Below are 11,070 nucleotides of genomic sequence, written 5' to 3'. Positions count from 1 at the left end.
CCGGCATGAGTAACGAGAGTAAGGTGAGAAACCTTACCGCCGGAAGCCTGAGGTTTCCTGGGGAAGGGTAATCCACCCAGGGTAAGTCGGGGCCTAAGCCGAGGCGAGAGCGTAGGCGATGGGGAACCGGTAGAGAGTCCGGTACCACCGAGGGCCGTTAAGAGAAGTGGGGACGCAGCGAGATAGGTGGAGCGTGCGGTTGGTAGAGCACGTCCAATCAGTCACCGAAGGGTACGTAGGCAAATCCGCGTACTAGCAGGGGGCTGAGAAGGGGAGCCGTAAGGCGAAGCCACCGAAGCAGCTGCCGAGAAAAGCCGCTATCGAGGTCCGAGGTGCCCGTACTGCAAACCGACACAGGTAGGCGAGGAGAGAATCCACAGGCGAGCGGGAGAACCCTCATTAAGGAACTCGGCAAAATGACTCCGTAACTTCGGGAGAAGGAGTGCCGAAAGGCCGCAGAGAAGAGGCCCAAGCGACTGTTTACCAAAAACACAGGTCTCTGCTAAGTCGGAAGACGAAGTATAGGGGCTGACGCCTGCCCGGTGCTGGAAGGTTAAGGGGAAGGGTAAAAGCTCTGAACCGAAGCCCCAGTGAACGGCGGCCGTAACTATAACGGTCCTAAGGTAGCGAAATTCCTTGTCGGGTAAGTTCCGACCCGCACGAAAGGCGTAACGACTTGGGCGCTGTCTTGATGAGGGGCCCGGTGAAATTGTAGTACTCGTGAAGATGCGAGTTACCCGCGATTGGACAGAAAGACCCCGTGGAGCTTTACTGTAGCCTGTCACTGGATTTTGGTAATTCTTGTACAGGATAGGTGGGAGACGGAGAAGGTAGGGCGCCAGCCTTACTGGAGTCGGCGTTGGGATACCACCCTGGGATTACCGGAATTCTAACCTATAGCCGTGGAGCCGGCGTAGGGACAATGGCAGGTGGGCAGTTTGACTGGGGCGGTCGCCTCCTAAAGGGTAACGGAGGCGTCCAAAGGTTACCTCAGCGCGGACGGGAATCGCGCGAGAGAGTATAAAGGCAGAAGGTAGCCTGACTGCGAGAGAGACATCTCGAGCAGGGACGAAAGTCGGGCTTAGTGATCCGGCGGCAGTGAGTGGGGACGCCGTCGCTCAACGGATAAAAGCTACCCCGGGGATAACAGGCTGATCTCCCCCAAGAGTCCACATCGACGGGGAGGTTTGGCACCTCGATGTCGGCTCATCGCATCCTGGGGCTGAAGTAGGTCCCAAGGGTTGGGCTGTTCGCCCATTAAAGCGGTACGCGAGCTGGGTTCAGAACGTCGTGAGACAGTTCGGTCCCTATCCGTCGCGGGCGAAGGAAACTTGAGAGGCACTGTCCCTAGTACGAGAGGACCGGGATGGACGAACCGATGGTGTACCAGTTGCACCGCCAGGTGCACAGCTGGGTAGCCAAGTTCGGAGTGGATAAACGCTGAAAGCATCTAAGCGTGAAGCCCGCCTCAAGATTAGGTTTCCCACCCGGCACTCAACTATACTTACTGGAGGAAGGCAAGATGTATTATGTGTATGTCCTGACAAATGAAAAAGGAAAGATATATATATAGGCTATACGTCTAATATAAAGGAAAGGTATTTAGCGCATCAACGAAAAGAAATAAAGAGTACAAGAGAAGGAAAATGGAGATTAGTATACTATGAAGCATATAGAGATAAAAAAGATGCGTTGATAAGGGAGAAACATTTAAAAAAGTCAGGACAAGGGCGTAGATGGCTAAAAGAGAGGATAAAGAATAGTCTTTCCACTAGTGAGTAGAGTTGAGTGCCGGGGTAAGACACCTCGAAGACCACGAGGTAGATAGGCCGGGGGTGTAAGAGTGGAAACACTTTTAGCTGACCGGTACTAATCAGTCGAGGACTTGACCTTTGGCTTTGTGCAGTTTTGAGGGTCTAGATTTCCGGTGGCGATAGCGGAGGGGAAACACCCGTTCCCATTCCGAACACGGAAGTTAAGCCCTCCAGCGCCGATGGTACTGCTTTCGCGGAAGAGTAGGTCGCTGCCAGAATTAAAAATATTCCTCAGTAGCTCAATGGTGGAGCAACCGGCTGTTAACCGGTAGGCTGTAGGTTCGAGTCCTACCTGAGGAGCCAATTTTTAAGAGATGCGGATGTGGCTCAGCGGTAGAGCATCGGCTTCCCAAGCCGAGGATCGCGGGTTCGAATCCCGTCATCCGCTCCATAAGAAAATGATAGGTTCTGCGAGGTAAAAGCAGAACCTTTTTTAGTATTTTTCATTGATATTGACATAATTTCATTTTTTTATAAAATTACAAAAAGAAGTGTCAATTAATTTAGAAGGTGAAAGAGATGTTAAATGGCAAAGTAGCGATTGTAACTGGTGGTGCTGGGGATATAGGAAGAGAAATTTGTATAGAGCTTGCAAAAGAAGGGGCTTCTATAGCAATACATTATAATAACAGTTATGAGCAGGCTGTTAAATTAAGGGAGTATATAAAAAGCAATTTTAGTTATGCAGAAATTTTTAAAGCAGATATTTCAGACAGACAGCAGGTAGACAACATGATTGATAGTATTTATAATGAATTTGGTCGCATTGACTATCTTGTAAATAATGCAGGAATTGCCCAAATCAAACCATTTATAGAAATAACAGAAGAAGATTGGGATAGGATGATGAATGTCAATTTAAAAGGTCTTTTCAATTGCACACAAAGTGTTTTAAGGTATATGTTGCCCCAAAAATATGGGAGTATAATAAATATTTCTTCAATTTGGGGTATTTCCGGCGCTTCCTGTGAAGTACATTATTCAGCATCTAAAGGAGGAATAATGGCTTTTACAAAGGCTTTGGCAAAAGAGTTAGGACCTTCTAAAATAAGAGTTAATTGTATTGCTCCTGGAGTAATTGATACTCGAATGAATAACATTTTAAATAGGGAAGAAAAGGAACACTTAATTGAGGATATACCACTTATGAGTATAGGGAAACCTCAAGATGTAGCAAATGCTGTACTGTTTTTATTATCTGACAAGGCAAATTTTATAACAGGGCAAGTTATAACTGTAGATGGGGGATTTATATAACAAGGCTTTAGTGAAGCCTTGTTTTTATATCGACTTTTTCAGGAGAGATAGCTCTTCTTCAGACAATTCTCTCCACTCCCCAGGTTTTAGATTTTCGTCAAGGGTGAGACTACCCATTGCCAATCTTTTAAGGTATATGACCTTTTTACCGACTGATTCAAACATTCTTTTTATTTGGTGATATTTTCCTTCTCTTATATAGACGTAAACTTTCGACACATCAGAAGAAGAGAGAATTTCGAGATTTGCGGGAAGAGTTTTATACCCATCTTCAAGTACAATGCCTTCAATGAAAGCTTTAATGTCGCTTTCATTGACAAAGCCTAATATTTCAGCATAATATTTTTTTATAACATTCTTTTTTGGAGATAAAAGCTTATGTGCTAAATTCCCATTATTAGTTATGAGAATTAATCCCTCTGCATCTTTATCAAGTCTTCCTACGGGAAATGGATTTCGAGCTTTTAATTCTTGGGGTAATAAATCAATAACAGTTTTTTCTATAGGATCAGATGTAGCACTAATAACTCCTTTTGGTTTATTTATCATGATATATATAAATTCTTTGTAATTGAGCTTTTTGCCATCAAATAGAATTTCATCAATTTCAGTGTTGATAATTAAACCAGCATCTTTTACTATATTTCCATTTACCAATACAAGACCTTCTTTAATGAATTTTTTAACTTCTTTTCTCGTACCAATGCCTATATTCGATAAAAGTTTATCTATTCTCATTTTTGCCATATAAATTACCTCCAAAAAGAGTTTATGATGTAATTATAACACGAAATTTTGTATTTTTTTAGAGTATATAATATTGGTTTATTCAATTCACTTAAATTACTTGAATTATAAATTAGACAAAGTGCTGTGTTCTCTATTTTATTGTGAATATATTTCAAGTAATCGTTAAGATAAGATTATAACAAACAAAATTCAAGTAAAATCTATAATAATTAAAGTAAATTTTGCTTGATAATTAAATTCAAGTGATTTATAATCTATTACAAGAAAACGATTTTTAGAGGTGTTAAGTTTGACGGCAATTAAAAGGAAAAAAGTTACCATGAAAGATATCGCTGAAAGGTTAAACTTATCAATTAATGCTGTGTCCCTGGCTTTAAATGACAAGGTGGGGGTGAGCGAAGAGACAAGGAAAATAGTTTTAAAAACAGCTGATGAAATGGGGTATTTTGATGAAAATCCCTCTTTTATTGCTAAAAATCACTTCAGGAATATTTGTCTATTGATTGAAGAGAGAAATTTTCGCGATACTCATTTTTATACAAAAGTAATTTTAGGTATAGAGAATGAAGCAAAGAAAAATAATTACGATATTTTAGTAAACTTCATGAATCAAGATGATTTTCAGGTACCTTCCAGTGTTGAAACGAGAAAAGTTTCGGGAATTTTAGTGGTTGGTACTATTAAAGATGAACATCTGGAAAAATTATTGAAGTATGATATACCAACTGTCCTTGTAGACCATGCTTCATTTACTATAAGTACAGATGCTGTATTAACTCAAAATATGCCTGGCTCATATATGGCAACACAATATCTTATTCGAAAAGGCCATACTCAAATAGGTTTTTTTGGTGAAATAGATTTTTCTTTAAGTTTTAAAGAAAGATGGTTAGGCTTTAACGAGGCGATGAGAAATGCAGGACTTAATGTAGATCCCATATTTAATGTAAATCCTGGATATTGTGTAATAGGACAGGTAGAACAATATGTTTTAAGCAAAAACTACAAAGAGGTAGCAAATATTATCTCGAAGTTAGATAAACTTCCTACTGCATGGGTATGCTCCAACGATAGTGCTGCTATTACCTTGTACAATGCATTCAGTATCTTGGGTATTAAAGTACCTGACGATATCTCTGTAGTTGGCTTTGATGATATTGATATATGTAACATTGTGACACCGCATTTGACTACTATTCGCATAAATAAAGAGCTTATGGGAGTAAAAGCTGTAAAAAGACTTTTGTGGAGGATGGAAAACCCAAAAGAGCCCTGTGACCATATACGGATGGAGGTTAAGCTGATAGAGAGGGAATCTGTAAGGGAAGTTAGAAATTAAAAACTTTTAGAGGACATAAAAACAGCATTAAGCTGTTTTTTAAATAAAATTAATTTTTGGAGGTGTGTTTTATGAAAAAAATAGCTAAAAGTATTCTAATTTTACTTCTTGCTGCATCACTTTTGGCAGGCTGTGGGACTAGTACAAACCAAAAAAATGAAGCATCACAGACACCAAAAGAAAAAGCTATTACAATCGATTTTTGGGCTGCTCCAAATCCTCCGCAACAGACTTTCTGGAAACAGATGGCTGAAGAATATGCAAAAATTAATCCAAACATCAAAGTAAATGTTAGCCCGATGCCTGAATCACCAACATCTGAAGCTGGAATTCAGGCAGCTCTTGCTGGTGGTAATGCTCCTACAATTTCAGAAAACATTTCCCGTGGTTTTGCGGCACAACTTGTAGACAGTAAAGCATTAGTACCTCTTGATACAATGAATGGATGGAATGACATTATAAAAACTAGAAATATGGAAAACACAATTAAGGCATGGAAGTTTGCAGATGGACATCAATATGTATTGCCTATATATTCAAATGCAATGCTTTTTGCATGGAGAATCGATATTTTAAAACAATTAGGATATAATGAACCCCCCAAAACCTATAGTCAAATTATTGAATTAGGGAAAAAATTAAAAGAAAAATATCCTGACAAATATTTATGGGCAAATCCAGATCTAATTGACTCTACCTGGTGGAAAAGATGGTTTGACTTCTTTATGCTTTATGATGCAGCTTCAAACGGTAATAAATTCATAGAGGGAAATAATTTTGTCGCTGATGATAAAGCCGGAGTTGCTACACTTAAATTCCTTGAAGATATGGCAAAAAATAAGCTTATATTAACGCAAAAAGCTACGGATCCTTTTGAAACAGGAATAAGTGTATGGACAACAATTGGTCCTTGGACGTTTAATACATGGAAGGACAAATATCCAGAACTTAAATTAAATAAAACTTATGTGCTTGCACTACCTCCAGTGCCAGATGGAATGAGTACAGATAATGTAAAAACATTTGCAGATACAAAAGGCCTTGTAATATATGCACAATCAAGTCCTGAAAAGCAAAAAGCAGCAATGGAATTTATAAAATGGGTATATTCTAATCCCGAAAATGATATGAAATGGTTTGAAATTACTAATCTTCCACCAGCAAGAGATGATGTCAATACAAACGAACAATTTAAAAATTACTTAAAAGATCATCCTGAGCTTCAACTGTATGCTGAATCTATACCAAATGCTATTCCGCCTATTGATAATGCTAAATTTAACGATATTCAGACATTAATTGGCCAAAAAGCTGTAAATCCTGTTGTGGCAGGACAAGTAGATGCACAAAAGGCTTGGGATGATATGAAAAAGGCGATTCAGGGGGTTCTTAAATGAAAAAAGGACAAGAGAAATTGGGTTGGCTTTTTGCCAGCCCATACCTTGTATACAGTTTAATATTTTTCGTAATTCCGCTTTTTGGAGCATTATTTTTATCTTTTACTAACTGGAATCTTATTTCACCTCAATATGAGAATGTTGGTTTTTTAAACTTTATTCAAGCAGTTAAAAGTCCGGGAGTAAAAGCGGCATTTTTTGTAACATATAAGTTTATGATAATATTTGTGCCTGTGGTATTAATTGGATCTTTGGTAATTTCTCTTATTATAAATAGTTTGCCAAGATTTAAAAGTTTTTTTTCTGTAGGATATTTTCTTCCCTATCTTGCTTCCGGTGTTGCTACATCAGTAGTGGTAAAGGGAATTTTATCATATAACAGTGCTTTAAATGTGTGGTTAAGAAATACGTGGAATTTAAACATTGATTGGCTGGGTTCACAGATACTTGCTCCATTGATTATTGCTGTTATGATATCGTGGAAATTTATGGGTTATTATTCGCTTATACTGACATCTGGATTAGAGAGCATATCTGGTGAGGTATATGAAGCTGCTGCTATAGATGGTGCAACAGGGTGGATAAAATTTTTTAAAATTACGCTGCCACTTCTATACCCAGCTATGTTTACAGTGACTATATTGGCAGTTGGACTTGTATTTGGAATATTTACAGAACCCTATGTATTAACAGGTGGAGGACCTGGATTTTCAACAAATACATGGCAAATAGAAATATATAACCAAGCTTTTAGCAAGCTAAATGCGGGTTACGGTTCTGCAATTGCAATTATTGATTCTGTAGTGACTTTTGTGACCATAATAATTGTTCGGAAATTGCTAGAAATTTGGGGGAAGAGTTATGGTTGGGAGTAAAAATAAGGAATTGCAACTTATATTATTGTATACAATAGCCATTATTTTTTTAATTATAATGGTATACCCATATTTGTATATGGTATTAAATTCGCTTGCACCATGGGATCAAGTTGATAGAAAAATAATACCAACAGGAATTACATTGAAATCTTATATTTGGCTTTTACATGGAGGAGAAGATGTTACACCACGTCCGTGGCTCAGAGCCTTTGCTAACAGTATTATTGTAACAGTTTCATCAACATTTTTAATGATGGTTACAGCATTATTAGTTGCATATGCCTTGTCAAAAATAGTTTTTAAAGGAAGTAGAACAATAAATAACATTATAATGTTTCAGATGTTTTATCCATCGATTATTCTTTTGATACCTACGTTTTTGCTTGTGAGAAAATTAGGAGTATACGATACTTATTGGGGTATGATTATTCCAAAGTCTGTAAGTTTATGGGCGATATTTATGTATACAAATTTTTTTAAAGCAATCCCAAACGAGTTAATTGAGGCTGCAAAAATAGATGGTGCGAATGAAATTAAAATACTTTTTAAGATTGTTTTGCCAATGTCAAAATCAATTACAACAGTTATTTTCTTGTTTTTGTTTATGGAAAGATGGGTAGAGCTTTTGTGGGATATGCTCGTTGTGCATGATCAAAATCTTCTTACTCTTAATGTTATGCTAGCACAAATGTTTGGACCATATGGTGCATATCCGGGACCAATGTATGCTGCTTCTGTAATTTTGACAATGCCAATACTTATTTTATTTATAATTTTTAGCAAGAATTTTAAAGAAGGTATACAGTTTGTTTTAAAATAATACGACGGAGGTAGAAAAATGGCAAAATTTGCAGATGAATTTATAATAGGAGCTAATTATTGGCCGAGAAATCATGGCATTGAAATGTGGAAAGAGTGGAATTATGATGAGATAAAAAGTGAATTTATTGAAGCGAAAAGCTTAGGCATTAATGTAATGAGAATAAATCTTTTTTGGGAGGATTTTCAGCCAAAGCCTGATGTAATATCAGAGGAAGCGGTGAAAAAGTTTGACGAGCTTATTAAAATATGTCATGAAGTTGATATGAAAATCGCGCCTACTTTTTTTGTGGGGCATATGAGCGGTGAGAATTGGGATGTGCCGTGGAGAGAAGGTAGGAATATATACAGTGATTCATTTATGTTGAGGTATCAAATTAAATTGGTACGCTTTTTTGCTGAGAGGTACAAAGATGAATCTGCTATTTTGTTTTGGGACCTTTCAAATGAGCCAGATAATTATGTAAAAGCAGAGTCAAGACATGATGCTTGGCTGTGGAACTATGTCTTATCAAATGAGATAAAAAAATACGACAAAAATCATCCCGTAACACTTGGAATACACCAGGCATCTCTTCTTACCGATAATAATTTTTATCCTGAAGACTTGCAAGAAGGAAATGATTTTCTGTGTATGCACGCATATCCAATTTATACAGATACATGTATAGACCCTGTAAATTCTATAAGAAGCACTTATATGGCACCTTTTGCTTCTAAACTTACCAAAGCTATGGGTGGCAAAGAAGTGCTACTGGAGGAATTTGGTGCAACTACACTTATGATGAGTGAAGATATAGAGGGAAATTATTACAAGGTGGTTCTGTATAGCCTTCTTGCGAATGAATCGATAGGTGCAATAGCCTGGTGTTTTGGAGATTTTTCTGTTGGCGAAAGGCTTCCCTATAATTCTACCCCCTTTGAAACGCAATTTGGTATAACAGCAGTTAATGGAAGAGTTAAAAAAGCAGGACTTGAAATAAAAGCTTTTTCTGAATTTATGAATAAAATTGAGTATAAGGATTTAAAACACAAAAAGTGCGATGCCGCGATAATCATTCCGGATAAGTATTATAGTGCTTTATTTGTAGGTAACGATTATACTCCAGAGAGAAATTTTAGGATTCTTTTAAATAGTTTTATACTGGCAAAGGAAGCAGGTATAGATGTTGAATTGGTAAGAGCTGATGGAGATTTTAGTAAGTATAAAATGCTTATACTACCTTCTGCTTATAGAAAAGGGCATTTAAATTATGACCAATGGGTAAAAATTATGGATTTTGTTAAAAATGGTGGCACTTTGTATGTATCATACGATGGAATTTCTGTAGAAGGTTTTGATGAGGTTTTTGGAGTTAAAACGCAATATTCTATGGTGCCCAAAAATGAGACAGTATCAATGCATTGTGAAGAACTTGGAATTGATTTAAATTATAAAGTTCTTAAATTTAATAAAAGACTTATTGCAAAACCGACAACAGGCCGTGTAATTGCAAATGATGATGAGAATAACCCGGCAATAGTTGTGAATAAATATGGCAAAGGGAATGCTATTCTTGTTACGTATCCTATTGAGCTCTATTTAAGTTATATGCCCGATGTATATAAGACTGACAGGTCTTATTTGATTTATAAGTATGCTAAAGAGCTGAGCGGAATGGAATACAACGTAAAAGTAGAATCTCCTTATATTGAAGTAAAAGAGTTTGATTATGGCAGGAAAACCCTTGTGCTCTTTATAAATCATGAAGACACAGATATTCATACTAAAATAAGAATAAGTAGAAAAACAAGAAATAATGAGAAAATACAAGATTTAATCGGTGGAAGGCAGATTAATTTAGAAAATTTCACAATAGAGGCTAATGGAGTAGTTGCAATTTTGCTGGAAAAGGGGGTATAAAGATGTTCAGGCTAACAAGACTTAGTAACAAACCTATATTGTCACCAATAAAAGAGCATGAATGGGAAAAGGAGGCTGTTTTTAATGCAGCAGTAATATATGAAGATAATAAATTCCATTTGTTTTACAGAGCCTCTAATAATAAATTTGTTTTGAATACTGAAAAGCCAGAAGAAAAATATAAATTTGTATCCTCAATTGGGTATGCTGTAAGCGAAGATGGGATAAATTTTGAAAGATTTGACAAGCCTGTTTTAGTGGGGGAACCACCCCAAGAAGCGTGGGGAGTAGAAGACCCAAGAATTACAAAAATTGACGACAAGTATTACATGCTCTATACAGGTTTTGGGGGAAGGGACTGGTTGGATTTTAGAATATGTATGGTTTGGTCTGATGATTTAAAAAATTGGAAAGGACATAGAATTGTTCTCGATGAACCTAATAAAGATGCGGCACTTTTGTCCGAAAAGATAGATGGAAAGTATGTGCTTTTCCATAGAAGAATGCCCGATATTTGGATTGCTTATTCTGATGATTTAGTAAATTGGTATGACCATAAGATTATAATGTCCCCTAAACCTTACACATGGGAGTCAAAGAAAATTGGTATAGCAGGACCTCCTATAAAAAGAGAAGATGGATGGCTTTTAATATATCACGGGGTGGATGACAACAATGTGTACAGACTTGGTGCAGCTCTTTTAGACTTAAAGGACCCATCAAAGGTTGTTGCGAGGCAAAAAGAGCCTATTTTAGAGCCAGAGTTGGATTGGGAAATAAATGGGCTTGTGCCTAATGTGGTATTTAGCTGTGGAGCAGTTGAAGTGAATGACATGTATTACGTGTATTACGGAGCAGCAGATACCCATATAGGTGTAGCAGCCATTGAAAAAGAAAAAGTAAAATTTTAAAA

At 37.3% G+C, this 11,070-nt stretch carries 8 protein-coding genes, 2 tRNA genes and 2 rRNA genes (1 of these 12 cut by a window edge); 11 read left to right on the top strand and 1 reads right to left on the bottom strand.

The genetic code is table 11. The features are described 5' to 3' along the window. The 5 genes from THYS13_RS09695 to ymfI all read left to right on the top strand — a co-directional run. Positions 1 to 1,893 (top strand): 23S ribosomal RNA (locus THYS13_RS09695); it begins 1,344 nt to the left of the window's first position. A 30-nt stretch (positions 1,894 to 1,923) separates the two neighbouring features. Beyond that, positions 1,924 to 2,032 (top strand): 5S ribosomal RNA (gene rrf, locus THYS13_RS09690). Between the two features lie 10 nt (positions 2,033 to 2,042). After that, positions 2,043 to 2,117 (top strand) — tRNA-Asn (locus THYS13_RS09685). Between the two features lie 13 nt (positions 2,118 to 2,130). After that, positions 2,131 to 2,205, top strand: a tRNA-Gly gene (locus tag THYS13_RS09680). A 128-nt stretch (positions 2,206 to 2,333) separates the two neighbouring features. Next, positions 2,334 to 3,071 (top strand): elongation factor P 5-aminopentanone reductase, encoded by a 738-nt coding sequence (ymfI, locus tag THYS13_RS09675; protein WP_042834333.1) that lies wholly within the window; start codon positions 2,334 to 2,336, stop codon positions 3,069 to 3,071. A 24-nt stretch (positions 3,072 to 3,095) separates the two neighbouring features. Here ymfI and THYS13_RS09670 read toward each other — a convergent pair whose 3' ends face one another. After that, a complete protein-coding gene (locus tag THYS13_RS09670; protein ID WP_042834332.1) occupies positions 3,096 to 3,818 on the bottom strand; it encodes a pseudouridine synthase in 723 nt (240 codons plus the stop codon). A 292-nt stretch (positions 3,819 to 4,110) separates the two neighbouring features. On the opposite strand from THYS13_RS09670, the gene THYS13_RS09665 reads away from it, so the two are divergent. From THYS13_RS09665 to THYS13_RS09640, 6 genes are all read left to right on the top strand, one after another. Then, the gene (locus THYS13_RS09665; RefSeq protein ID WP_042834331.1) at positions 4,111 to 5,160 is read left to right on the top strand and encodes a LacI family DNA-binding transcriptional regulator; all 1,050 of its coding nucleotides are present in this window, start codon (positions 4,111 to 4,113) and stop codon (positions 5,158 to 5,160) included. 71 nt (positions 5,161 to 5,231) lie between these two features. Then, complete coding sequence (locus THYS13_RS09660) at positions 5,232 to 6,557, top strand: extracellular solute-binding protein (protein WP_042834330.1); 1,326 nt, start codon at positions 5,232 to 5,234, stop codon at positions 6,555 to 6,557. Next, positions 6,554 to 7,432, top strand: a complete 879-nt coding sequence (locus THYS13_RS09655) for a carbohydrate ABC transporter permease (RefSeq protein WP_042834329.1) — start codon at positions 6,554 to 6,556, stop codon at positions 7,430 to 7,432. The genes THYS13_RS09660 and THYS13_RS09655 overlap by 4 nt, the downstream gene beginning before the upstream one ends. Then, positions 7,419 to 8,255: a carbohydrate ABC transporter permease gene (locus THYS13_RS09650; RefSeq protein ID WP_042834328.1), complete on the top strand. Its 837-nt coding sequence runs from the start codon at positions 7,419 to 7,421 to the stop codon at positions 8,253 to 8,255. The genes THYS13_RS09655 and THYS13_RS09650 overlap by 14 nt, the downstream gene beginning before the upstream one ends. A gap of 18 nt (positions 8,256 to 8,273) precedes the next feature. Further along, positions 8,274 to 10,157, top strand: coding sequence for a beta-galactosidase trimerization domain-containing protein (locus THYS13_RS09645; protein ID WP_042834327.1), 1,884 nt, complete (start codon positions 8,274 to 8,276; stop codon positions 10,155 to 10,157). A 2-nt stretch (positions 10,158 to 10,159) separates the two neighbouring features. Beyond that, entirely contained in the window at positions 10,160 to 11,068 is a 909-nt protein-coding gene (locus THYS13_RS09640) for a glycosidase (RefSeq protein WP_042834326.1), read from the top strand. The last annotated feature ends 2 nt before the right edge of the window (positions 11,069 to 11,070 follow it).

The organism is Thermoanaerobacter sp. YS13 (assembly GCF_000806225.2).
Taxonomy (GTDB): domain Bacteria; phylum Bacillota; class Thermoanaerobacteria; order Thermoanaerobacterales; family Thermoanaerobacteraceae; genus Thermoanaerobacter; species Thermoanaerobacter uzonensis.
This window is presented reverse-complemented; position numbering and strand designations above follow the sequence as displayed.

Excerpts from the sequence above, each read along its gene's own strand:
- THYS13_RS09650 (WP_042834328.1), top strand. The coding sequence starts at position 7,419 with ATGGTTGGGAGTAAAAATAAGGAATTGCAACTTATATTATTGTATACA.
- THYS13_RS09670 (WP_042834332.1), bottom strand. The coding sequence starts at position 3,818 with ATGGCAAAAATGAGAATAGATAAACTTTTATCGAATATAGGCATTGGT.
- ymfI (WP_042834333.1), top strand. The coding sequence starts at position 2,334 with ATGTTAAATGGCAAAGTAGCGATTGTAACTGGTGGTGCTGGGGATATA.
- THYS13_RS09640 (WP_042834326.1), top strand. The coding sequence starts at position 10,160 with ATGTTCAGGCTAACAAGACTTAGTAACAAACCTATATTGTCACCAATA.
- THYS13_RS09660 (WP_042834330.1), top strand. The coding sequence starts at position 5,232 with ATGAAAAAAATAGCTAAAAGTATTCTAATTTTACTTCTTGCTGCATCA.
- THYS13_RS09655 (WP_042834329.1), top strand. The coding sequence starts at position 6,554 with ATGAAAAAAGGACAAGAGAAATTGGGTTGGCTTTTTGCCAGCCCATAC.
- THYS13_RS09645 (WP_042834327.1), top strand. The coding sequence starts at position 8,274 with ATGGCAAAATTTGCAGATGAATTTATAATAGGAGCTAATTATTGGCCG.